This is a genomic window from Novosphingobium sp. 11B (genome assembly GCF_054589055.1).
Genome location: NZ_BAAILP010000114.1, coordinates 50,646 through 75,247 on the forward strand (window position 1 = coordinate 50,646; position 24,602 = coordinate 75,247).

A 24,602-nucleotide genomic window follows, 5' to 3' on the forward strand; every position below is an offset into this window, starting at 1 on the left:
GCGCGGCTCCCGCTCAGAAGCTGACGCGCGCGGTCACGCCGTAGGTACGCGGCGCGGCGGGGACGAGCAGGTTGTAGTTGAAGCCAGCGCCGCGCAGGTCGAGGCCATAGGCCAGAACCTTGCGGTTGAAGGCGTTGTTGATCCAGCCGCGCAGTTCGATGTTGTCATGCTGCCAGACGAGCGCCGCATCGACCTTGGCATAGGCGCCCTGCTGCAGTTCGGAATTGACTTGGCCCGTGCCCGCCACGTCGGTCGTGTTGAAGGGCGAGAAGTACTGGCGGCTGAAGTAGTTGACCGAGGGCGAGAAGGTCACGCTATCACGCCCGGTGTCGAACACCTTCCAGTCTACTCCGAACTGCGCGGTCCAGCGCGGAGCGAAGGGCAGCGCGTTGCCGGACAGGTCGACGCCCTGCAGCGACAGTTCCTTGTACGTGGCGTGGAGGTAGCCGCCCGAGGCATTGATCGTGAAGCCGGGTGCGGGGCGCAGGGTGGCCTCGATCTCGCCGCCGTAGACTTCGGCCTTGGGCGCATTGACGAGGAAGTTGACCGGACCGGCGCGCAAGTCCTGCACCTGCTGGTTGGTGTAGTCGTAGTAGAACCCGGCCGCCGAAAGCGTCAGCATGTTGCCCAGCAGGCGACCCTTCACGCCCGCCTCGTAGGCATTGACGCGCTCCGGCTCAACGTAGTTGACGCCTGCCGAGGACGTGTAGCTGCCGCCGTTGAACGCACCCGAACGATAGCCGCGGCTGTAGCTGGCATAGACCAGAAGGCCGTTGTCGAAGGTGTAGCTCAGCGCCGCGCGGCCGGTCAGCGCGTTGTTCTTGCCGTCGAGGTTGAAGCGCGCGTTCGGGTCGTAGGCGCAAGTGCCCGGTGCGCCGCTGCAGGGCACGGTCGAGGCGATCGGCGTCATCGCATCGTCCACGCCGCCCGCGAAGAGGAAGGCATAGCCGTCGCGGTACTGGCCGCGATCCCAGGTGTAGCGCGCGCCCAGCGTGAGGACGAGCTTGTCGGTCAGGTCATAGTCGCCCTGCAGGAACGCGGCGTAGGAGCGGCGGCTCTGGCGGTAGTGCTGGAAGAACCCGCCGTCGACGCCCACGCCCAGCGCGCTGCCGATGTTGAAGCGGTTGTCGGTGACGGTGCGGTCCCAGCCATAGAACAGGCCGCCGACGAGTTTCAGCGCATCGCCTTCGTAGTTGATCCGCGCTTCCTCGCTGAACTGGCGGAAGCCGGACTGCCACGTGATATCGAGCACGTCGTTGGGCGATCCATCAGCCGCCTGATCGAGATCGAGCTTGCCGCCGTCATACGAGGTGATCGAGGTGAAGGTGACGGTGGGACTCAACTCCACCGAGACGTTGCCCGCGATGCCCCATGCGTCGGTGCGGCTGAGGCCGACGCGGTTCTCGTTGATCTCGAAGAAGCCGAGGTTCGATGCGGCGCGTTCGCTCGGGATGCCGAGCGGGGTCGCCTGCGTACCGCGATCGCGTCCGGCATAGGCGCGGATCTTGATGTCGACGGCGCCGTTTCCGGGCTTGGCGCGCAGGGCGACGCGGCCCTGCAGCGAGTCCACGCTGTTGGCGTCGCGGCCGCCGGGGTAGACGTTGCGGATCTGTCCGTCGCCCTTTTCGTAGTTCGCGGCGATGCGCAGGCCGAGTTCATCCTCGACCATGGTTGTCTCGACCGCGCCCTGCGCCTTGAACGTGTTGTAGTTGCCGTAGCCCGCCTGAAGGTAGCCCTCGGTGCCCTGCAGCTTGGGTTGGCGTGTGATGAAATTGATCGCGCCGCCGGTCGTGTTCCGGCCGAACAGCGTGCCTTGGGGCCCGCGCAGCACCTCGACGCGGTCGAGGTCGAACAGGCCCATGCCATGGCTGGTGCGCGCGGCGATGTAGACGTCGTCGATATAGACGCCGACCGGCGATGCCTGGTTGGAATTGAACTCGTTCGCCACGCTGATGCCGCGCAGCGAGAAGTTGGGCTGGGTGCGCCCGAACGAGCTGCTGACCTGCAGGTTCGGCACTGCCGTCGCCAGCGAGGCGGAGTTGGTAATTCCCTTTGATTCCAGTGCGTCACCGCCCAGCGCAGAGATCGCCAGCGGCACGTCGAGCAGCGACTGCGACCGGCGCTGCGCGGTGACGATGATGTCTCCGGCAACCGCTTCGCTGGCCTGCGGAGCCTGCGTCGCCTCTTGCGCCAGCGCGATGTTGGAAACGCCGCAGCTCAGGATGACGGACGCGATTCCAGCCTTGGTGATGTTCATTTCTACCTCTCCTCCCTCGCCCCGTTTTTCATCTCAGGGGCTTCGTCGGGTTGCCCCATGACTAGCCGCTGCGAGCCTCCATGGCTTTAACCGGGCTTGATCCCGTTTTTGTCATTTCTTGCGCTCGCCTTGAGCCCTCGCCCCCTTGCGCCCCAATGTCGCGGCGACGGCGGATCGACAGAGTCCGCGCCCGAACTTGCCCGAGAGAGGTTTCATCGATGCACCCCAGGCCCTTCGCCCTCAGCGATGCGCAGCGCCCCGCCCTCGTCATTCCGGCGACGGGAGAAACGGTCAGCTACGGCGAACTGGAAGCCGCCGCCAATCGCGGCGCCCACCTGCTGCGCCACCTCGGCGCGAAGCGCGGCGACGTGGTGGCCCTGCTGATGGACAACGAGAGCGCGATCTTCGACGTCGCCTGGGCCGCGCAGCGCACCGGGCTCTACCTTACCAGCATCTCGACCAAGCTGGGCGCAGCCGATATCGCCTACATCCTGCGCGATTCCGGCGCGCGCCTGCTGGTCCACTCCGACCGCCTCGCCCCCCTCGCCGCCGAAGCCCTGCGCGATGCGCCCGGCGTCGAGAGCTACGATGCCGGCCGCTGGCGCAGCACGGCCGCGTCCTGGCCTGAAACGCCGGTGGAGGACGAGAGCGCGGGCACCGACATGCTCTATTCCTCGGGCACCACGGGCCGCCCGAAGGGCGTGAAGCCGCCGCTGCCGCAAGGCCCCTTGGACGAGACGACGCCGCTGGAAACGATGGGCACTGCGCTTTACGGCATGGGCGAGGACACCGTGTACCTCTCCACCTCGCCGCTCTACCACGCGGCGCCGCTGCGCTGGGCGATGACGATCCACCGGCTCGGCGGCACCGTGGTCATCATGGAGCGCTTCGATGCAGGGGAAGCGCTCGCGCTCATCGAGAGCCACCGCATCACCCACGCGACATGGGTGCCCACGCACTTCGTGCGGTTGCTGAAACTCCCGCCCGAAGCGCGCGCGCGGCGCGATCATTCCTCGCTGCGAGCGGTGATCCACGCCGCCGCGCCCTGCCCGGTGCCGGTCAAGCAGGCGATGATCGACTGGTGGGGGCCGATCGTCCACGAGTACTACTCGGGCACCGAATGCTGCGGGATCACCGCGCTGTCCTCGGCCGAGTGGCTGGCGCGCCCCGGCTCGGTCGGCAAGGCGGTGCTCGGCAAGGTGAAGGTGCTCGATCCCGAGGGCCGCGAACTGCCTCCCGGCGCGACCGGCGACGTCTATTTCGCCGATGGGCCATCGTTCGTCTACCACAACGATCCACAGAAGACCGCCACGGCGCACAATGACCGGGGCTGGGCGACGCTGGGCGACGTCGGCCACGTCGATGCGGACGGCTACCTGTTTCTCACCGACCGGCGCAGCTTCATGATCATCTCGGGCGGGGTGAACATCTATCCGCAGGAGATCGAAAACCACCTCGTCACCCACCCCAAGGTCGCCGACGTGGCGGTGATCGGCGTCCCGCACGAGGAGATGGGCGAATGCGTGCTCGCCATCGTCCGCCCCGCCGAGGGGGTAGCCTCCGGCCCTGCGCTCGCGGAGGAACTCGGCGCCTTCGCCCGCGCCGCGCTGGGCAGCGTGAAGACGCCCAAGGCTTTCGAATTCCGCGACGAACTTCCGCGCGAACCCACCGGAAAGCTCATGAAGCGCAAGCTGATCGACGAATTCAAGGCCCGCTGACCGTGCAACGCCTGATCTTCGAAGAGGAGCACGACCTGTTCCGCGCCTCGGCCGCGCGGTTCATGGCCGCCGAAGTCGCTCCCCACGCCGAGCGCTGGCGGCGCGAAGGCATCGTCGAGCGCGAGGTGTACCGCAAGACGGGGGCCGCCGGACTGTTGTGCCTCTGGGCCGACCCCGCCCACGGCGGCGCGGGCGTGGCCGACCTGCGGTTCGACCAAATCGTCATCGAGGAGAACGTGCGCGGCGGCGAGCCGGGGTTCTACCTGCACTTGCACAGCAATCTCGTCGCCCCCTACATCGCCGCGCTGGGCACGCCGGCCCTACAGGGCCGGCTGATGCCGCGCGTGGTCTCGGGCGAGACGATCCTGGCCATCGCGATGACCGAGGCCGGCAGCGGAAGTGACCTGCGGGCGATCCGCACCCGCGCCGTCCGGGAGGGCGACGGCTGGCGGCTGACCGGCGCCAAGACCTACATCTCCAACGGCATCCTTGCCGACGCGGTGGTCGTCGCCGCGCGCACGGGAGAGAAGACGCTGGGTCTCTTCGTCGTCGAACGCGGCATGGAGGGCTTCGAGCGAGGCGGGAAGCTGGGCAAGATGGGCCTCGCCGCGCAGGATACCGCCGAGCTGTTCTTCAACGACGTACAGGTGCCGCGCGACAACGTGCTCGGCGATCCCGAGGCGGGCATGCCCGCGCTGATGCGCTTTCTTGCCACCGAGCGCCTGATCGCGGCAATCGCCAGCATCGCGGCGGCACAGACCGCGCTGGCGCTGACGCTGGACTTCGCGGCGACCCGCACCGCCTTCGGACGCCCCATCGGCCTGTTCCAGCACAACCGCTTCCGCCTTGCCGCGCTGCGCAGCCGGATCGACGCGGCGCAGGCGTGGATCGACCAACTGGTGCTCCTAGCCAACGCCGCGCGCCTGACGCCCGAGGACGCGGCCTCCGCCAAGCTGGTGGCCAGCGAGCTTGAGGGCGAGGCCGCCGACCTGGGGGTCCAACTCCACGGCGGCGCGGGCTACATGGGCGAGTACCGCATCAGCCGCATGTACACCGACGCGCGCATCAGCCGCATCTTCGCCGGATCGAACGAGATCATGCTGGAGATCATCGCGCGCAGCATGGGACTGGACGAACGGGGAGTGCCGTAGTCCGGCTGATCAAGAAACGTCAAAATCGATGCGCATTTTCGACAAGGCGTTGCGCGGATTTTGCGTTACCCTGTCCGGATCGAAAGAGCAGCCCTGGCTGCCGGACCGGGAAAAGGATGACAATGGACGCAATCGCCACGATCTGCCCAGAGCAGCGATCGCGAGCCACCGCGCAGGGCACACCGCGATGATCGCCGCATGCGACATCGCCTCGCCCAGCACATGGCACGGCGAGGCGATCATTGCCGACACCCTGCGGCGCGGCCCGGAGGTCAGCCTGGAATCGAGCGACGGTCGCTGGCGTTTCAGCCGCTGGCGCCAGTTCGTGGGCAGCTACGCCCTGCCCGGCCTGCCCGACCCGCTGTTCGTGGTGCAGCTTGCGGGCAAGGCCAACGTGCGCACCTGGGACCGCGACGGCTGGAGCGACGACGCCGCCTACCCCGGTGCGGCGACCATCGTGCCAGCGACGATGCAGACGCGCTGGCTGGTCGACGGCGAACTGGACGTCATCACCCTCAGCATCGATTCCGACGAATTGCGCTCGGCCTCGGTGCTCGACCAGTTCTCGCGCATGCGCTTCGCCTTCAACGACCCGCTCGGCTCCGCCCTCTCGCGACAGATCCTGGCCGAGCTTTACGAACCGGAATCGGGCGCCCGCGACATCTACGTCGCCTCGCTGATCGACGCGCTGAAGGCGCACATGCTGCGCGGCCCGGCGCGCACGACGGCGGCGGACTTCCCGGTCTCGGCGTTCTCCTCCTACCGCATCCACCACATGATGGATACCATCCGCCGCCATCCCGAGGCGGAGCACAGCTTGGAGAAGATGGCCGCCGACGCCGGCATCACGCCGTCGCACTTGTGCCGCGTGTTCCGCAAGGCGACCAAGATGACGCCGCACCAGTTCGTGCTCAAGACCCGGCTGGAGCGCGCGCAGCAGATGCTCTCGCAGTCCGATGCGCCGATGAACGTGATCGCGGAACTACTTGGCTTCGGTAGCCAGAGCAGCTTCAACCGCGCCTTCCTCAAGTTCTGCGGCGAGACTCCATCCTGCTACCGGAACCGGCGGATGCAGGGCTGAAAGCGGCAAGCTGCCTCTGGTCGAGGCGCAATTTCCGGCATCCCGCCCCGGCCCGGCGGCAGCGTCGATCCGGCAATCGCGCACCGGCGCCGGAACACGCGCAATCATTGCTCGTTCGTGACGTCATGAAATTCATCGTGCCGTCAGACCGCCTCGCCACCCTTCATGCCCGCAGGGATCTCAAGATGGCACGGTCCGCCCATGCCTATGTCCGGGGCAATACGCTGCTGTTCTACCGCTGGCTTACCGAGGAGGGCGGCGACCGCATCGTCCCGGAAGGTCCTGCGGTCTGGATCTGCGGCGATTGCCATCTCGGCAATCTTGGGCCGATCTCCAACGGCGGCGGCAAAGTGGCGATCCAGATCCGCGACCTCGACCAGGCGGTCATCGGCAATCCCGCCCACGACCTCATCAGGCTGGGGCTATCGCTCGCCACGGCGGCCCGTGGATCGGACCTGCCGGGCGTCGTCACGGCGCGCATGATGGAAGAGATGGTGGACGGCTACGAACAGGCCTTCGTCGGACCCGAGAACGGCGAAGAAGACGGCGATGGCGAACCGGACATCGTGCGTGTGGTACGTCGCCGCGCCGTCGGCCGGAAATGGCGGCACCTGGCGAAAGAACGGCTCGACGATGTAGAGCCCCGGATTCCCCTGGGTCGCCGGTTCTGGCCTTTGAGCGAAGAAGAGGCGACCGGCCTTCGCGAAATCGTGACCCACCGGCCGGTAAGCCGCATGATCCTGTCGCTCGATAGCAAGGGCGAGGAACGGCGCCCCGTCATGGTCGATGCGGCATACTGGATGAAGGGCTGCAGTTCGCTGGGCCTGATGCGCTATGCGGCCATCGTCGCCCTCGACGGGGAACGCGGGACGGACCACGCCCTCGTCGATATCAAGGAAGCGATCAAACCGATCGCCCCCGCCGCCGAAGACGCGCAAATGCCGCAAGACCCTGCCGAGCGCGTCCTTGCCGCTGCGCGCGCCTTGTCGCCCTATCTCGGCGGCCGTATGGCGACGGCCCGGCTGCACGGACATTCGCTGTTCGTGCGCGAACTCATGCCGCAGGACCTCAAGATCGAGGTCGAGCAGTTCTCCCGCGCGGAAGCGCTCAAATCCGCACGCTATCTGGCCTGGGTCGTCGGCAAGGCCCATGCGCGGCAGATGGACCCGGCGACCCGACGGTCCTGGGCGCGAACGTTGCAGCGCGGCCGGTCGGGAGGCCTCGACGCGCCGTCATGGCTGTGGCGCACGGTCGTCGATCTCGCCGGACGGCATGAGAGGGGCTATCTCGAACACTGCCGCGTGCATGCACTGGGCGCATGACGGGTTGGCGAAACTTGGATCAAAAGCGTCGATGATCGGCGGCCATGGCGGACGATGCGTCGTCTATCCTCAGGATTGCAGTCTCGGCGAACAATGGCTATCTCCTGCTGCAGCCAATACGGAGTGCGCAACCTTGAACCTTTCCCTGACCGCATCGCCTACTTGCCTTGCCGCCAAGGAAACCCGTGTTCATGCCTGCCTCAATTTCCGTTTCCCATCTCGCCTGGTCCGCGCCTGACGGCCGACGCGTTCTCGATGACCTGACGCTCGATTTCAGCTCGGAACGCGCCGGGCTGATCGGACGCAACGGCATCGGCAAATCGACGTTGCTGGGTATCATCGCCGGCGGCGTGTCCCCCTCCAGGGGAGGCGTCCGCATCCATGGCACGGTGGGGCTGTTGCGGCAGACCGTGCAGACCGCGCCGGGTGAAACCGTCGCCGACGTTCTCGGTGCCGCCGCTGCGCTCGCGGTCCTTCGCAGGGCCGAGGCCGGCATCGCGACGATGGACGAACTGAGCGATGCCGACTGGACGCTGGAAGCCCGCGCGGCCGATGCGCTCGCCGGACTGGGACTGCATCTGCCTCTCGATACGCCGCTCGCCAGCCTGTCAGGCGGGCAGAGGACACGCGCGGCACTGGCCGGGCTGGTTTTCGCCGAACCTGATTTCCTGCTGCTCGACGAGCCGACGAACAACCTCGACGCCGGGGGCAGAGCCGCCGTCGTCGATATGCTGGCGAACTGGCGTGCGGGCGCTATCGTCGTCAGCCATGACCGCGAACTCCTCGATACCATGGACGCGATCGTCGAACTGACTTCGCTGGGCGCGACGCGGTACGGCGGCAACTGGAGCGATTACAGCGCACGCAAGGCCGTCGAACTCGCTACCGCCGAGCATGATCTGGCGGCGGCGCAGCGCCATCGGACGAGCGTGGCCCGCAAGGCACAAGTGACCGCCGAACGCCAGCAACGGCGCGATGCCGCGGGCAACCGACAGGCCGAACGCGGCGGGATGCCGCGCATCCTGCTCGGCGCCCGCCGCGAGCGGGCCGAGAACAGCGGCGCGGAAAACCGGCGCCTCGCCGAACGGCAGCGCGGCGAGGCGGACCTCTCGGTCGAACGCGCCAAGGCTCGGATCGAGGTACTGCAGCCCTTGTCCGTCCAGGTCGCACCGACCGGCCTCAATCCATCGCGCGAGGTGCTGACGCTCGACCACGTCTCGGCGGGTTACGGCGATGGCGCACCGGTGCTGCGCGATGTGTCGCTGCGCATTACCGGTCCCGAACGGGTCGCCGTCACCGGGGCCAACGGCAGCGGAAAATCGACTTTGCTGCGGGTCATCCTCGGCGAACTCGCGGTATCGTCGGGACGCGTGGAACGGCATGTTCCGGGCAGACTGCTCGACCAGCAGGTCAGCGTCCTGCAGCGAGAGAGCACCATCGCCGAGAACTTCATGCGGCTGAATCCGGGGCTCGACGACAATGCCTGCCGCGCCGCGCTTGCCCGTTTCGGCTTCCGGGCGGCAAGCGCCGACCAGGCCGTCCACGCCCTGAGCGGAGGCCAGATGCTGCGGGCCGGGCTGGCCTGTGTCCTCGGCAATCCCGTCCCGCCGCCGCTGCTCATCCTCGACGAGCCGACCAATCATCTCGACATCGATGCCATCGCCGCGATCGAGGCCGGTCTGCTCGCCTACGACGGTGCGTTGATCGTGGTCAGCCACGACCGACATTTCCTCGATCGCATTCGTATCACCAGGACGGTGGAGCTGACGCGTGACTCCCCGATCCACTCGGCGGGGTAGAAGCAAGTCGCGGTTCAGCCCCGTCAGGTGCTCCCACCTGACGGGCCATCGCCTCAGAACTTGACCGAGAGTGTGCCCTGGATGCTGCGCGGCGGGTTGAAGCGCAGCTGGTCGTTGGGGCCGTAGCCCGACTGCACGGACTTGCCGTTGAGACCAGCGGTCGTCGGCGCGCCCTTGCTGCTGTTCTTGACCTCGATCACGTGGTCGTCATCGAACAGGTTGTAGACGTTGAGGCTCACGCGGTACTTGCCGAAGTCGTAACCCACTGCCAGCGACCCGACATTGTACGCAGCCAAGCGATAGAGGCGGAACGAGGCGTTGGTATCAGCTTCGGTCGCATACTGCGCGCCCGTGAACTTGTGCGTATAGGATGCGAAGAAACCGTCGTGATCGTAGAACACACCGAGCGTTTCGGTGGTGTACGGCGTCTTGGCGATCTGCGTGCCGGTCGTGCCGCTTTCGGCCTTATTGTACGAGGCATTGGCGAACAGCGTCAGGCCGGTCACCGGGAACACGCTGATCTGGCCTTCGACGCCCTTGTACTTGACCTTGCCGATGTTCACCAGCAGCGAGGAGTCCGATCCGGCGACGGTCGGCGAGGCGATCTTGTTGTTGACGTCGATCTTGTAGGCATCGACGTCGATCGCGAAGCGGCGGCCGTGATAGACGGTGCCGATCTGGTAGTTGGTGCTGCGCTGCGGCTGGAGCGCAGAAAGCGAACTGCCGAGCGAAGACGACGTCGAGTAGAAACTCGACAAGTCAGGCACGTACATACCCTTGGCGTACTGCGCATAGACCGTCCAGTCCGAGCGGATCTGGTAATTCGCGGTCAGGAAAGGCAGCACGTCGGTCCAGGTGGCCTTGGCATTCAGCGGAGCGTGGGTCTTCTGGTTCACCTCCGCATCGATCTGCCTGGTGAAGTGCACGTACTTGACGCCCGGCGTGATCGAGAGGCCCTCGATCGGACGATATTCCAGTTCACCGAAAAGCTGGAACTGGTCCCATCCCGAATGCTGGATGTAGTCGATGTTGGACTTGCCGACGATGTAGTTCGGCTTGCCCGTCGACAGGTCGTAGTTGATCAGATGGCGATCGCTGGCCGAATGCTCATACCAGCCGCCGACGCGCAGGCGGCCGTGCTCGAATTCGTAGTCCGCCTCGCCGATGTAACCGATCGTGCGGTACTTGTTCTGCTTGTCGTAGCCCGGAACGCCGGCGGTCTTGCTGCCGCCCGGCGTCAGCACCACCACGTTGGCCGAGTTGCCGGTGCCGTCGTTGCCGGAACTGGTGTGGTTGGTATAGCCATACATGTAGACGCGGTTGTCGAGCGTCAGGCCCGAGCCGAGGTCGCTCTGCAGGCGGACAATCTCGAAGTCGGTCTGCTTGCTGGTGCGGTTGTAGCCCCAGTAGTTCTGCGCGTACTTGCTGGTCACCGATGGATCGTTGGTGTTGCCGTAGCGCTTGCCGAAATCGGCTATGCCGCCCACCGTGCAGTTCTCGCCGGTGATGTCGCCGCTGTTAGCGCCGGTGCCGCAAGTGCCGAAGCCGGTGTCGGATTCGTAATAGACATTGGCGTTGTAGGTGGACAGCACCGTCAGCGTGTTGGCGGTGCCGATCGGGATCACGCCCTTGACGAAGATGTTCTTGGAATGGGTGGGGCTGTATGTCAGTGCGCCCTGCGAATCCATCACCTGGCCCGAGACCACGAACTTGGCGCCACCCAGCGCATCGATCGCGCCGGTCTGCACCGCGAGGCGGCCCACATAGGTCTCGAAACTGCCCACCGTGGCGTCGGCACGAACGCCGAAGTCGTCGGCCACGGCCTTGGAGTACATGTTGACGTTGCCGCCGTAGGTCGCCTGACCCAGCTGGCTGGCGTTGCCGGGGCCACGATCGACCACGACCGTCTCGATCGTGTTCGAGGGGAAGAAGGCCGTGCTGTGGTGCGTCGGGTTGTTGGTGTCGCCGAAGGGAATACTGTCATACGTGACGTTGTATTCGCCGTCCTTGAAGCCGCGGATCGACATCTTGGATTCGCCAAGGCCGATGCCGTTGTTGGCGCCGGTCAGCGTCACACCCGGCGTCAGCGAGGCCAACTGGTAAAAGTCCGCCGTCAGCGGCGCGGCCTTGTCGATATAGGTCTGCGAAACGGCTGCCTGCGGCTGGGTCGTCGCGAGCGAGGCGATCGACGGGGCCTGCTCCGTCTCGTGCGTGCCGGTGACGATGATGTCCGAGGTGGTCAGGGCGTTGGCGTCGTTGGCCTGGCCCCGGGACTGGCGGGTGCTGGAGGGATCCGCATCGGCATCGCTGGCGAAAGCCGGAGCCGAAGCGAAGGCGAGCGCCGTCGCCCCCGCAAGCAGGGTATACTTGATGGCATTCTTCATGGTGTCGCCCCTATGAAAGAAATTCGGTTCAGTTCTTGTCGAAAGCGGCCAGTTCCGCGCGGGCGGCCGAGGCCTTTGCCGCGATGGCCGGAGTGTCGAGCACGCGCTCGGCGACGATCGAGCCGAGCACGTGGCTCGCTTCGGTGTCGCTCGGGAAATGGACGCCGCAAATCTCGCGGCTGAGTGCATAGTCACGGGCCTTGGCGAGGATCGCCGGCGCCTTGCCCGGCATCAGCTGTGCCAGCACGAGGCCGCTCGAATAGCCGAGCAGCGAATGGCCGCTGGGATAGCTGCGGGCCGGCTTCTTGCCCTTGCCCGCGTCGCAGTTCGGCAGGGTCGGATCGACGCCCCAGGGGCGGGTGCGGGCGAAGTGCTCCTTGGCATCGTCAGCCGCGACCTCGATCTCGTTCTGCACCGTCTCGAGAAGCGCCCAGGTTGCCGGGAGGTTCTTCAGGCTGGTGCCCACCACATCGTCGAAGATCGAAGGGTCTTCGTGCGCATCGTCAGCGCGGGCCTGCTCCATGCGCGCTACGGACGTCGATGCGACAAGCGCGTGGAGATACTGAAGCTCCAGCTTCTCTTCCTGAGAGCCGCGGGCGGGCGGCGCCGGAAGCTGGGCCGCGACGGAGAGCGTGCCGGGCTTGATGACCTGGAACTGCCGGGCGGCAGCGGGGGCCTGCGCCGATACCGCGCCGGGCAGCGCGAGGCAGGCAAGAACCGCGATGGCGGTGGTCGAAAGCAAACGGGTCATGGGAATGTCTCCGGATCTGTCGGTCAGGACGCGGTGGGCGCGACGACGAGCACCTTGAAGGTGCCGGGTACGGGCTTGCCGCGCTTGGCGCCCGGTTCGGGGCGGGCGAGCGTGGCGGTGGGCAGGTAGACGCGGCCGTCGCGCGGATCGACTGCGCCGGTCTTGGCGCCGATCTGCGTCTTCACCGTGCCGATCACGCGGATGGCGGCAGGCTTCGCGATATCGAGCACCGAAAGGGTGCCGCTGCCGCCGTTCGGGATGAAGGCGCGGTGGCGGGCTTCGTCGACGATCACGGCATCGGGGTCCGCGCCGATCGCCAGCGTGGCGACGACTTTCCCGGCCTTGGGGTCGGTTACGACCGCGACGTCGTTGGCGCAGGCGCTGATGAGGCGCGTGCCGCCGACGACGAGAGCAAGACCGGTCGGCCCCTCGCATCCGGTCAGCGCGATGGTCTTCACGACCTTGCGCGCCTTGAGGTCGATCGCGACCACGACGTTGCGATCCTCGACATTGACGTAGGCGCCGCCCTTGCCGTCGGGCACGCCGAACTCCAGGCCGCCGCCGACCTCGATGATGCCGGTCACCTTGTGCGAGGCCGGATCGATGAGCGATACGGTGCCGTCGGCCGCGTTCATGACCACCACCTGGTCGGTGGCCTTGTCGTAGAAGCCGCCGTCCGGCTTCTTGCCGGTGGCGACTTCGGCATTCACCTTGCCCGTGGCGATATCGACGAAGCGGGTGGTGCCGGTATCACCGTCGGTTTCGAACAGTTCCGTCTTGCCAGGAATGCGCAGGACCTGATGGGCGTGATGGGCCGACGCCAGCACCGGGTTGACCGCGCGCGAAGCCAGATCGACGGTGGTGATCGCATCGCCGTGCGCAACATAGAGCGTCCCGGTGGTCGGATCGACCGTCGCATAGTCCCAGCCGCCGTCAGGACCGGCGATATGCCCGGCCAGTTCGTAACCGGTGCCGGAGGCGGGACGGGCTGCGAGATAAGCGGGCGCAAGCGCTCCTGCCGCGACGCACGTCGCGACGACCCAATGTTTTGCCATGAAGATGTGATCCCTGTGATATTGGCCGGCGATCCTGTTCCGGCGAGACAAGGACCCGCTAGGAATTGCCTGTGACAGTCCTGTTACGCAAAGCGCTCGAAGACGCCGGGAAGCCGTTACATTGCAAGATTAGAATGTTCGGCGGCCTGTTCGGCGCCGTTAGCCTTCCCCCATGCATCGGACAGGGGAAAACGGACACGGACGACAAGCCCCGGCCGCCCGTCCTCGAGTTCGACCGACGCGTCATGGAACTTCGCGATCGCCGCCACGAGCGACAGACCAAGCCCGTGGCCGGGGGTATGGCGACTGCGTTCGAGCCGTACGAACCGGCCGAAGACGCTCTTGCGGTCGGTATCGGGGATTCCCGGCCCGTCGTCACGCACGATGAGCACGGCCCCGGTTTCCGCGATCTCCACCAGAACGGAGGTCTCGCTGCCCGCGGGCGTGTGCAGCAGGACATTTTCCAGAAGGTTGACCAGCATCTGGTTGATCAGGTCGGCGTCGGCTTCCAACGTGACGGGGTGAAGGCAGCCGGTCCGCAGCACGCGCTTCGCGTCGGCAAAGGCCGGAGCGTACGAATCGACGACGTCCTCCACCAGAACATCCAGCCGTGTCGGCCGGACCTGCGCACGCCTGCCGCCGGCTTCGACCTCGCTGATGCGCAGGATGGCGGTAAACAGCGCCAGAACTCCCGCCATCTCGCGTTCGGCCGAACGCAGCAGTGCGAGACGCTGTGCCTCGTCGATCAGATCCTCGCTGCCGGCTTCGCTAAGGGTGCCCTGCAAACGGGTCAGCGGCGTACGCAAGTCATGGGCGAGATCGCTGGACACCTGCCTCAGATTGGTCATCAGGGCGTCGATACGATCGAGCATGTGATTGAAGGTACGCGCATGCTCTGCGAACAGCCCTCCAAGACGATCCACCGAAATGCGCCGTGAATAGTCTCCGGCGATGATCGCCTGCGCCGTCACGAGGCTGGCTGCCAGCCGCTGCCTGATCAGATGGCTCAGCAATACGGCGCTGCCAATGCCGAGGATCGTCGCCAGCACAAGCGCCGTGCCGCCGATCCGCCAGACGATCTTGCCCATTTCCTCGCCGGATTCGCTTTCGCCGACGATGGTAAGGTGCCCTCCATCCCGTAGTACCGTGGATACCGCGCGGGCCGCTCCCCAATCGCCGCCATACTGGCGAAACTCGACGTCGTGCAGATCCTGCCCGTCCCCCCTGACCTCGAGGTGCCCGGCTAGGCGCGTGCCGTTGCGATCGAGCAGGACGTAGCCGACACTGCTGATGTTCCGGCGATCCGCGAATTCGTGAATACGGCGCGCGACTTGCGCTGCACCGGGCGCAATACCGTTTGCCGGAGCGATCAGCCGCGCACGCTCGCGCTCGATGCGAAGGTCCACCGAGTGTGCCAGTTCGCGTTCGGTAAAGTGATAAGTCGCGACGCCGATCGCCGCCGTGCCCAGCACGAACACCAGACCGAACAGCCCGGCGAGTCCGAATACGCTGCGCGGGTTCAGCCGAGTTCCGGGCATGGCACCGCGTTGCGCAGGATGTAGCCGGTTCCGCGCACCGTCTCGATCGGATCCGTACCACCGTGGATGGTCAACTTGCCCCTCAGCCGGCTCATGTTGCTTTCGATGATGTTGGTGGACGGATCGAAGGAATAGCCCCAGACGCGCTCGATCAGCATTCTGCGCGTGACCATGCGGTCCGCATTGCGGACCAGTTCCGCCAGCAGCGCGAATTCCTTCTTGTTCAGGTGCAGCGGCTTGCCGTCACGGGTCGCGCGCAAGGTGGTCAGCACGATCTCGATGTCACCGGCCCCGAGGACGTCGGGACGCTCCGATGCGGGAAAGCGCCGGGCAATGGCGTTGAGTCGGGCAGCGACCTCCGCCACTTCGAACGGTTTGACGAGGTAGTCGTCGGCACCGGCATTCAGCCCTTCGATCCGGTCGTCCAGGGTGTTCAGAGCGCTGAGCATCAATACCGGCAAGTCGCGCGGCTTGCGCAGGAGCACCTCGATACCGTCCAGCCCGGGCAGCATGCGATCGAGCACCATGGCGTCATAATGATGCGCCGCGATGGCTTCGATCGCCGCCTCTCCCGACCCCGCCGTATCGACGAGGTGTCCGATCGCGGCTAGCCCGCGTGCGAGGAACGTCGCGATCTGGTCATCGTCCTCGACGATCAGCAAATGCATCTGGCTACCATGGTTGGGAAAATGTCATCGCCGAAGTGCACCGCAAATGTGACGTTCGCACGACACCTTCAGGCGCCGGCTGCAATCAACGCCACACGGGCGCCCGGCGTCAGGGCGTCGATGCGGACGGTCATGTTGTGGAGATGCGCTATGGCTTTCACCAGAGTAAGGCCCAGTCCGTTGCCGGGACTGCTGCGACTGTGTTCGGCGCGGTAGAACCGCTGGAAGACGGCTTCGCGCTCTTCGGCCGGAATGCCGCATCCGGTATCGCGCACGGCGACTTCCAGGCCGCCGGCGCGGTTCTTCAGTTCGACGACGACATGGCCGCCGGCGGGCGTGAACTTGATTGCATTGTCGATGAGGTTCGCGAACGCCTCGAACAGCAGGCTCGCATCGCCGTTGAGCGTGCATCGCCCTTCGGTATCGAAAGCCGTGGTCAGAGTAAGGCCCTTCTCCTCGGCGGCAGGGTCGTAATAATCGACCACGTCGGCCAGGATGAGCGGCAGATCGACTTGCGAGAAGCCGCTGCGCCGGGCGCCGTCCTCCAGTTCGGCAATGCGCAGCATCGCGGTGAAAGTCCGCAGTACCCCGCGCAATTCGACGATCGCGTCATCGACCGCAAGGGCGTAGTCCTCGCGCGTTTCCGCCCTTCGCTGAGAACGCTCCAGTCCTGCGAGGATGCGGGTCAACGGCGTTCGCAAGTCGTGCGCGATCCCGTCGCAGACGCCCTTCACGTCCTGCATCAGCCGTTCGATGTCGTCGAGCATGCCGTTCACGACATGGACAAGGCGATCGAGGTCGCCCGACGTGCCGCGCGCGGGCAATCGGCGCGACAAGTCGCCGCGCACGATCTCCTGGATCGCGTCGGCCACGGCGTCGAAGCGGCGCACCGCTCCCAGCCCGACGATCGTGGCGCCGCCAAGGCCGAGCACGGCGGTGATCAGGGCTCCCCAGGCCGCCGTACTGATGAAGGCTTCGTCGAATTCGCGCGATTCATGGAGGTTTTCGGCGATGATCGCGACCTCGCCCGATGGGTAGCGACGCGCCACGCCGCGATAGCGCAGCACCTTGGAACCGCGTCGAGCCGTCATGAAAAAGGGTTTGCCCGATGTCTCCAGCGTGTCCGGCAGCGGCAGCGGGTCGCCCGCCAGCCGCCGTCCCTCGGGAGCATAGAGCACGAATACCCGTTCCATGTTGCCACGATTGTCGGCCGCGTGAAGCGTGAAAAGGCGGCGGACTTCGGGGAGGTCCGCATCGAACCGGGCGGGCGCCTCCCGTTCCAGCCAGTTGTCGATGCCGGCAAGCAGAAAGCGTTCGGTCTGCAGGTACAGGAAGCCGAAGAGCACCGCCGAAGCCACACCGAACAGCGTCAGGAACAGCAGGGCAAGCCGAAAGCTGCCGGTGCGCGGAAGGTCAACCAGGCGCATGGAGCATGTACCCCGAGCCGCGCACGGTCTGGATCAGTTGCGGCGCGTCGGCGCGCTCGATCTTGCGGCGCAGCTTGCTGACGTGCACGTCGATCACATTGGTCGGCTCGTCGTAGTGATAGTGCCAGACTTCCTCGAACATCATCGTGCGGGTGACGATCTGTCCGGCGTGGCGCATCAGGTATTCCAGCAAGCGGAATTCGCGGGGCAGCAGTTCGATGCTGCGCCCGCCCCTGCGCACGGCCTGAGTCAGCAGGTCGAGTTCGAGATCGCCCACACGCAGCACCGTTTCGCGCTGCGGCGCGGTGTGCCGACGCAGCAGGGCATCGACGCGAGCGGTCAGTTCGAGGAATTCGAAGGGCTTCACCAGGTAGTCGTCACCGCCCGCCTTGAGCCCCCTTACGCGCTCGCCGACGTCCGACAGAGCGCTGAGCACGAGGACGGGCACATCGTCCCCGGTCGCCCGCAAGGTCGATACGATGGTCAGCCCGTCCATGCCGCCGGGCAGCATCCGGTCCACAACCAGCGCATCGAAGGATTCGGCCGCAGCGATCAGCAGTCCCTCGCGGCCGGTTCCGGCAAGCGTCACGTCGTGGCCGTGGTCGGTCAGGGCAGCGGCCACCTCCTCGGCGGTCTGCGCGTCGTCCTCGACGATCAGGATTCTCGCCATGTCACTGTCCGTGCTTCCTTCGTTGGGGTGCATACGAAACCGCATGGCACGCAGAGCCCCGGTGCTGCTAGAGCACCCTATGCCATGGCCGTGCGATTCACAGCTTCGCACAAACATTAAATCGGTTTCACGAAAGCGAACGCCCTTCATGCGGCTGCTGGTCATAGAGGACGACGATCGCGGAGCCTCCTACCTCGTGCGCGGGCTGCAGGAAAGCGGCCACGTCGTCGATCGTGCGCAGGAAGGAGAGACCGGCCTGATGCTGGCGACGGAGGGTTTCTACGACGTCGCCGTCATCGACCGGATGCTGCCGCGAATGGACGGCATCGCCATCGTGCAGGCCATGCGCAAGGCCGGGAACGACACCCCCGTCCTGATGCTCAGTGCCCTTTCGGGTGCACTGGACAAGGCCGAGGGCATTCGTGCCGGCTGCGACGACTACCTCGCCAAGCCTTACGCCTTCGCCGAACTGAGCGCGCGGATCGAAGCGCTGGCGCGGCGCGCCGATCGCGCGCGGTCGAATGCCGTGCTGAAAGTGGGCGACCTCTCGTTCGATCCGGCCAGCCGGCGCGCGGTGCGCGGGGCAGTGGACGTGGTGCTCCAGCACAAGGAGAGCCTGCTGCTGGAATTCCTGATGCGCAATGCCGGACGGATCGTCACCCGCACCATGCTGATCGAGGCGGCATGGGATTACGATTTCGAGCCCATAGACGCGCTGATCGACCGGCACATCCATCGCCTGCGCCGCAAGATCGATCGCGACCCGCCGGAGCAGTTGATCCAGACCGTTCACGGGGCAGGCTATCGCATGGCGGCGCCCATCCTTTGATCTTGGGCATTGGCGGACCCTAAAACGGATTTAATGTTCGAACGAACCACGCTCCATCGTCGGCCCGCTACCCGGTGCCGGTGCAGCATCATAACCTCGATACCGCCCGCATCGGGCCACGCCGCGATCCGCTGAAACCAGCGGGGCGGAGCCACGCGCCTCTTGCTCTGGCCGTTGCGCTGGCCGCCTCGCTCGGCGGCTGTTCGCTGACGCCCGCCTATCACCGCCCCTCGATCGCCCCCGTCGGTGCGTGGGATACGCAGGCCGCTCAGCCAGCACTTCAGGGAGAGCCGCCGGCTACCGTGCGCAGCGACTGGTGGCGGCACTTCGCGAGCCCGGAACTGGACCGGCTCATGGAGCGCAGCCTGTCCGACAGTTTCACCCTGCAGGCCGCGGTCGCCCGGGTCCGTCAGGCGGAAGGCTCCGCACGGATCGCCGCCGCGCCGCTTGCGCCGTCGCTTTCGCTCAGCGGGACTGCCGGTGCATCTTCCGGCTCGACTTCAAGCCCGACGCGAAACGTGCTGGCGCAGGCCAGCTACGAACTCGATTTCTGGGGCAAAAACCGCGCGGCGGCGGGTTCCGGGGTCGCGCTCGCCCGGGCCAGCGCCTTCGATGCGGGGACGGTCGCGATGACGCTGTCCGCCTCGGTCGCAGACGAATACTTCACTGTCCTGTCGCTTCGCGAAAGGCTTGGCATAGCGCGGCAACAGGCGGACGATGCCCGCAAGGTGCTCGCTCTCATACAGGCCCAGCGGTCGGCCGGGACGGCGACGGACCTGCAACTGCGCCAGCAGGAAACCTCGATCGCCGGGCTCGACGCCGCCGTCCCGGCACTGGTACAGCAACTGAAGGTAGCGCAGGACGCCCTTGCGGTGCTGACCGGCCGACCGCCGGAAGGCTTTACCGTCGAGGGAGCCTCTCTCGACGATGTGCTGCGCCCTGCCATATCCCCAGACCTGCCGCCGCAACTGATGGCGCTGCGCCCCGACGTGCAGGCTGCCGAAGCCCGCCTCGTCTCCGCCAATTTCGATATCGGCGCGGCACGTGCGGCGTTCTTTCCAAGCCTGTCGCTTTCCGCCAGCGGCGGCCTGCGCGCAGCGGGCACCGGAAGCATCTTCCCGCCGGTCGCCATCGCCGATGCCGCGGCCGGATTGCTCGCCCCGTTGTTCGACGGCGGGCGTCTCGGCGGCCAGCTCAAGGTCAGCCGCGCGAGGCAGGTCGAGCTTGTCGCCACGTACCGGCAGACGGTTCTCACCGCTTATCAGGAAGTCGAGGATGCGCTTGGCGCGATCGCCAATGCGCGTGCGCAGGAAGCCCTTCAGGAAGGCGGCGCCACTTCCGCGCAACGCGCCGCCGCCCTTGCGATGACCCAGTATCGTCTCGGCAGCGCCGATTACCTCAGCGTGCTGACGACGCAGCAGACGCTGTATCAGGCGCGCGATTCCCTCGCCCAGACCCGGCTGACGCACCTGCAGGCGATCGTCAGCCTGTGCCGGGCGCTCGGCGGCGGCTTCGGCCGGGCCGACCTTCAGTTCGCGGCGGCGCCCACGTCACGCTCCGCTCCGCTTCAATCTCAGGAAAAATCCCGGTGAACGAAACCGAACACGCCCCTCATCAGGATCGGCCACGCCTGCCGCTGCATTGGAAGCTGGCGGGATTGTCCATGCTTGCCGTGGCGACCATCGCCGGTTTCGCCGTCTACGACAGCGGCCAGTCGGGCACCGCCAAGGCCGATGCCTCCGCCAAGCCGATACCGGTCGTCACCGGCATCGTCACGACGCGCGACATGCCGATCTGGATTTCCGGGATCGGCAGCGTCGCCCCGTTGAAGGTGGTGGACGTCAAGGCGCGGGTGGACGGCCAGATCATGCGCCTGGCCTTCAACGAGGGCGACGAGGTACAGGCAGGCCGCCTGCTCGCGCAGATCGATCCCCGGCCGTATCAGGCCGTGCTCGCACAAGCGCAGGCCGCGCGGGCTCGGGATATGGCGCAGCTCGTCAATGCCCGGCAGGAAGTGTCGCGCACCGGTGCCCTGTCACAGGCCGGAGCGGGCACCACGCAAAACTACGATGCCGCCAAGGCGCAGGCCGCAGCGCTCCAGGCCACCGTCGCTGCGGACGATGCCGCGATCGCCGCTGCCCGGCTCAATGTCGAATTCGCCGGGATCGTCGCGCCGATCGCGGGGCGTGTCGGCCTGCGACAGGTCAATCAGGGCAGCATGGTCCACGCCAGTGATACGACCGGTGTGGTCACGGTGACGCAGATGGCGCCGATCTCCGTGCTCTTCACCCTGCCCCAGGATTCGCTGGGAGAAGTGCTCACCGGCCAGCGCAGCGGTGCGCTTCCGGTGTCGGTCTATTCGCGGGACGGCGCCAGCCACATCGTCGATGGGCGGCTCCTGTTCGTGGGAAGCAACGTCGACCAGACGAACGGACAGTTCCAGCTCCGCGCCGAGTTCGGCAACGGCGACCGGGCACTGTGGCCGGGAGAATTCGTCTCCGCGCGCGTGCTCGTCCGTACCGACCGCGGGGTGGCGGTGGTGCCCAGCCAGGCCGTCCAAACCAGCGAGACCGGCCGCTACGTCTATGCCGTCAAGAGCGACGGCACCGCCGAGGTCCGCAACGTCAAGGCAGGCCCCGCCGTCGATGGCTTCACCGAAATCCTCTCGGGCCTGAAACCCGGGGAGAAAATCGTGGTCTCGGGCCAGTCGCGCCTGTCCGCAGGAGCACCCGTCAAGGCCCAATCGTCAGCGCAATCTGCAGCGGAGCAGGCACAATGAGCCTTTCCGCCGCCTTCATCAATCGCCGGGTCGGCACGTGCCTGCTGGCGATCGGCGTAGTCCTGCTGGGCCTGGTCGCCTACCTGTCCCTGCCGATCTCCTCGATGCCGCAGGTCGAGTATCCGACGATCTCGATTTCGGCCAGCCTGCCGGGTGCCAGCGCCGATACGATGGCGACTTCGGTGGCCACGCCGCTCGAGCGCACGCTCACAAACATTCCCGGCGTCACGCAAATGACCTCGTCCAGCTCGCTCGGGCAGACGCAGATCACGTTGCAGTTCGACCTCAACCGCAACATCGACGGCGCCGCCGTGGACGTCCAGACCCAGATCAACGCGGCGGCAGGCCTGCTGCCCAAGAACATGCCCAACCCGCCGACCTATCACAAGGTCAATCCGGCGGGTGCGTCGATCTACTCGCTGGCGCTGACCTCCGACACGCTGCCGCTGACCGAAGTGGACCGCTATGCCGAGAACTACATCGCCCAGCCCATCTCGCAGCTGCCCGGCGTCGGCCTTGTCGACTACCACGGCCAGCTGCGCCCGGCCGTGCGCGTCCGCGTCGATCCCGACCGCCTGACGGGCCTCGATCTGACGCTGGAGGACGTCCGCACGGTCATCGGCACATCAACGGTGAATGCGCCCAAAGGCACGCTCAACGGCCTTCACCAGTCGGTCGTGCTTAGTGCCACAGACCAGCTCATGGACGCCAAGGCTTATCGTAACGTCGTCGTCGCCTATCGCAACGGTGCCCCCATCCACCTAACGGACGTGGCCACCGTCGAGAACGCCCCCGAGGACGTCCATCAGGCCGCATGGTTCCAGGGCAAGCGCGCGATCATCGTCGACATCGCGCAGAGCCCCGGCTCCAACGTCATGAGCACCTTGAAGGGCATCAAGGACAAGCTGCCTGCGCTGGAAGCCTCGCTCCCCCCTTCTGTCCATCTTGCCGTAGTGGCCGACCGCACGCAGACGATCACCGGATCGGTGAACGACGTGCAACTGACGCTGATGATCACGATCGCGCTGGTGGTGATGGTGATCCTGGTATTTCTGCGCAACTTCTGGGCGACGCTGATCCCCAGCCTCACCATCCCGCTGTCGCTCATCGCCACGTTCGCGGTGATGTATGCGCTGGGCTACAGCCTCGACAACCTGTCGCTGATGGGACTGACGATCGCCGTCGGCTTCGTGGTGGACGACGCCATCGTCGTCATCGAGAACATCATGCGCCATATCGAGGAGGGCAAGTCGCCGATGGAGGCGGCGCTGCTAGGCTCGCGCGAGGTCGGCTTCACGATCATCTCGATGACGGTGTCGCTGATTGCGGTGTTCATCCCGATCCTCGCCATGGGCGGGATGATCGGCCGACTGTTCCGCGAATTCGCCGTCACCATCACGGTCGCGCTGATCGCATCGGGAATCGTCTCGCTGACGGTCACGCCGATGCTGTGCGGCTGGCTGATCCGGGACGAGAAAGGGCGCAGGCACGGCCGCTTCCATCGCTGGTCCGAACGCTGGCTGACCGCGCTCAACGACGGCTACGAGCGGCTGCTCGACGTCGCGCTGCGGCACCAGCGACTGACGGTGCTCAGCTTTGTTGCCACCGTGGCACTCACCGGGGGCCTTTACGTCACGCTGCCCAAGGGGTTCTTCCCGCAGGTCGATACGAGCTTCGTGATCGGCACCATTCGCGGTGCACCGGATATTTCCTATGAAGACATTTCCAAGCGGCTGAACGCGGTCGCCAAGGTCACCATGGCCGATCCCGACGTCGATACGGTCGATTATTGGGCCGGCCCCAATCCGACGATGAGCGACGGGCGCATGATCCTCAACCTCAAGCCGCTCGACCAGCGCTCGGTGACGGCGGACGAGATCCTGGTCCGCCTCGGTAAGAAGATCGCCGAGATTCCGGGCGTCACGCAAGGCCTGCAGGTTCGCCAGGACATCCAGATCGGCGCGCGCAGCCGTCTCGCCCAGTACCAGTACACCCTGCAGGACGGGAACCTGCCCGAACTCTACAAGTGGGCGACGATCCTGCAGGACAAGTTCAAAACCTTGCCCGAACTGCAGGATGTGTCATCCGACAAGCAGGCATCCTCGACGAGCATGACGCTGGAGATCGACCGGACCACCGCGTCACGGCTCGGCGTGCAGGCGCAGGATATCGACAACACGCTCTACGACGCCTTCGGCCAGCGGCAGGTCGCGACGATATTCGACCCGCTGAGCCAGTACTACGTGATCGAGGAAGTCGATCCCCGCTTCCAGCTGGACGCCGATGCCCTCACCCACCTCCACGTACGCTCCAGCACCACGCAGGCGCTGGTGCCGCTCAGCTCTCTGGTGCGCGTGAAGCAAGGCGTGGCGCCGGTGACGATCGCGCACCAGGGGCCGTTCCCCGCCGTAACGCTCTCGTTCAACCTGGCGCCCGGCGTGGCGCTGGGCACGGCGGTCACAGCGATCCAGAACGCCGAGCAGAGCGCCGGGATGCCCGCCACCGTGAAAGGCTCGTTCCAGGGCGCGGCGCAGGCGTTCCAGGCTTCGCTCAGCACGCAGCCTTTCCTCATCCTCGCCGCCATCGTGACGATCTACATCGTGCTGGGCGTGCTCTACGAAAGCGCGATCCATCCGCTGACGATCATCTCCACCCTGCCCTCTGCGGGTCTGGGCGCCTTGCTGGCGCTGATGCTGGCGGGCAAGGACCTGTCGATCATGGGGATCATCGGCATCCTGCTGCTGATCGGCATCGTCAAGAAGAACGCCATCATGATGATCGACTTCGCCCTCCACGCCCAGCGCGAGCGCGGACTGGCCGCGTTCGACGCGATCCGCGAAGCCTGCCTGCTGCGGTTCCGCCCGATCCTGATGACCACGCTTGCCGCGCTGCTCGGCGCGGTGCCGCTGGCGATCGGTTCCGGCGCCGGGGCGGAGCTGCGTCAGCCGCTGGGCATCGCCATCGTCGGCGGGCTGATCGTGTCGCAGGTACTCACGCTGTTCACCACGCCGGTGATCTTCCTGTGGTTCGAGCGACTGCGGGTATCCGGCCGCCAGTGGCGCGCGCGCAAGCAGGGGGAAGGCGCACCCGCTCAGGCCTGATCGCGCCGAAAGAAAAAGGCCCGCGAGGACAGTTCGTCCCCGCAGGCCTTTTTGCATCAATAGGTTAGCCTA

General features: G+C 66.2%; 17 protein-coding genes. 9 read left to right on the forward strand and 8 right to left on the reverse strand.

Annotated features, from left to right (window positions below; all coding sequences use genetic code 11):
- Positions 1-13: 13 nt before the first annotated feature.
- Entirely contained in the window at positions 14-2,257 is a 2,244-nt protein-coding gene (locus ACYPYD_RS10460) for a TonB-dependent receptor (RefSeq protein ID WP_459663037.1), read from the reverse strand.
- A 218-nt stretch (positions 2,258-2,475) separates the two neighbouring features.
- Here ACYPYD_RS10460 and ACYPYD_RS10465 point away from each other — a divergent pair, with 218 nt between their 5' ends.
- From ACYPYD_RS10465 to ACYPYD_RS10485, 5 genes are all read left to right on the forward strand, one after another.
- Positions 2,476-3,975 (forward strand): acyl-CoA synthetase, encoded by a 1,500-nt coding sequence (locus ACYPYD_RS10465; protein ID WP_069709471.1) that lies wholly within the window; start codon positions 2,476-2,478, stop codon positions 3,973-3,975.
- A gap of 2 nt (positions 3,976-3,977) precedes the next feature.
- The gene (locus tag ACYPYD_RS10470; RefSeq protein WP_459663039.1) at positions 3,978-5,126 is read left to right on the forward strand and encodes an acyl-CoA dehydrogenase family protein; all 1,149 of its coding nucleotides are present in this window, start codon (positions 3,978-3,980) and stop codon (positions 5,124-5,126) included.
- 28 nt (positions 5,127-5,154) lie between these two features.
- Positions 5,155-6,207: a helix-turn-helix domain-containing protein gene (locus tag ACYPYD_RS10475; RefSeq protein ID WP_459663041.1), complete on the forward strand. Its 1,053-nt coding sequence runs from the start codon at positions 5,155-5,157 to the stop codon at positions 6,205-6,207.
- Positions 6,208-6,332: 125 nt separating this feature from the next.
- On the forward strand, positions 6,333-7,529 hold the full coding sequence (locus ACYPYD_RS10480) for a DUF2252 family protein (RefSeq protein ID WP_459663043.1): 1,197 nt from the start codon (positions 6,333-6,335) through the stop codon (positions 7,527-7,529).
- A 191-nt stretch (positions 7,530-7,720) separates the two neighbouring features.
- The gene (locus ACYPYD_RS10485; RefSeq protein ID WP_036528406.1) at positions 7,721-9,328 is read left to right on the forward strand and encodes an ABC-F family ATP-binding cassette domain-containing protein; all 1,608 of its coding nucleotides are present in this window, start codon (positions 7,721-7,723) and stop codon (positions 9,326-9,328) included.
- A 53-nt stretch (positions 9,329-9,381) separates the two neighbouring features.
- On the opposite strand, the gene ACYPYD_RS10490 is transcribed toward ACYPYD_RS10485, so the two are convergent.
- From ACYPYD_RS10490 to ACYPYD_RS10520, 7 genes are all read right to left on the reverse strand, one after another.
- Positions 9,382-11,712 (reverse strand): TonB-dependent receptor, encoded by a 2,331-nt coding sequence (locus ACYPYD_RS10490; RefSeq protein ID WP_051587054.1) that lies wholly within the window; start codon positions 11,710-11,712, stop codon positions 9,382-9,384.
- Positions 11,713-11,740: 28 nt separating this feature from the next.
- Positions 11,741-12,463, reverse strand: coding sequence for a phosphatase PAP2 family protein (locus tag ACYPYD_RS10495; RefSeq protein WP_459663045.1), 723 nt, complete (start codon positions 12,461-12,463; stop codon positions 11,741-11,743).
- A gap of 23 nt (positions 12,464-12,486) precedes the next feature.
- Positions 12,487-13,518, reverse strand: a complete 1,032-nt coding sequence (locus ACYPYD_RS10500) for a YncE family protein (protein WP_459663046.1) — start codon at positions 13,516-13,518, stop codon at positions 12,487-12,489.
- Between the two features lie 116 nt (positions 13,519-13,634).
- On the reverse strand, positions 13,635-15,056 hold the full coding sequence (locus ACYPYD_RS10505; RefSeq protein ID WP_459663048.1) for a HAMP domain-containing sensor histidine kinase: 1,422 nt from the start codon (positions 15,054-15,056) through the stop codon (positions 13,635-13,637).
- The gene (locus ACYPYD_RS10510) at positions 15,038-15,724 is read right to left on the reverse strand and encodes a response regulator transcription factor (protein ID WP_008828630.1); all 687 of its coding nucleotides are present in this window, start codon (positions 15,722-15,724) and stop codon (positions 15,038-15,040) included. Before ACYPYD_RS10510 ends, ACYPYD_RS10505 begins: the two co-directional genes overlap by 19 nt.
- A gap of 68 nt (positions 15,725-15,792) precedes the next feature.
- Positions 15,793-17,151 carry a sensor histidine kinase gene (locus ACYPYD_RS10515; protein ID WP_051587056.1) on the reverse strand — a complete coding sequence of 453 codons (1,359 nt, stop codon included), beginning with the start codon at positions 17,149-17,151 and terminating at the stop codon, positions 15,793-15,795.
- A complete protein-coding gene (locus tag ACYPYD_RS10520) occupies positions 17,138-17,821 on the reverse strand; it encodes a response regulator transcription factor (protein ID WP_008828632.1) in 684 nt (227 codons plus the stop codon). Before ACYPYD_RS10520 ends, ACYPYD_RS10515 begins: the two co-directional genes overlap by 14 nt.
- Before the next feature lie 148 nt (positions 17,822-17,969).
- Here ACYPYD_RS10520 and ACYPYD_RS10525 point away from each other — a divergent pair, with 148 nt between their 5' ends.
- From ACYPYD_RS10525 to ACYPYD_RS10540, 4 genes are all read left to right on the forward strand, one after another.
- Positions 17,970-18,650, forward strand: coding sequence for a response regulator transcription factor (locus tag ACYPYD_RS10525; RefSeq protein ID WP_036528359.1), 681 nt, complete (start codon positions 17,970-17,972; stop codon positions 18,648-18,650).
- A 74-nt stretch (positions 18,651-18,724) separates the two neighbouring features.
- Positions 18,725-20,242 carry an efflux transporter outer membrane subunit gene (locus ACYPYD_RS10530; protein WP_459663050.1) on the forward strand — a complete coding sequence of 506 codons (1,518 nt, stop codon included), beginning with the start codon at positions 18,725-18,727 and terminating at the stop codon, positions 20,240-20,242.
- Positions 20,239-21,429: an efflux RND transporter periplasmic adaptor subunit gene (locus ACYPYD_RS10535; protein WP_459663052.1), complete on the forward strand. Its 1,191-nt coding sequence runs from the start codon at positions 20,239-20,241 to the stop codon at positions 21,427-21,429. Before ACYPYD_RS10530 ends, ACYPYD_RS10535 begins: the two co-directional genes overlap by 4 nt.
- The gene (locus ACYPYD_RS10540; RefSeq protein WP_459663053.1) at positions 21,426-24,530 is read left to right on the forward strand and encodes an efflux RND transporter permease subunit; all 3,105 of its coding nucleotides are present in this window, start codon (positions 21,426-21,428) and stop codon (positions 24,528-24,530) included. The genes ACYPYD_RS10535 and ACYPYD_RS10540 overlap by 4 nt, the downstream gene beginning before the upstream one ends.
- Positions 24,531-24,602 lie beyond the last annotated feature (72 nt).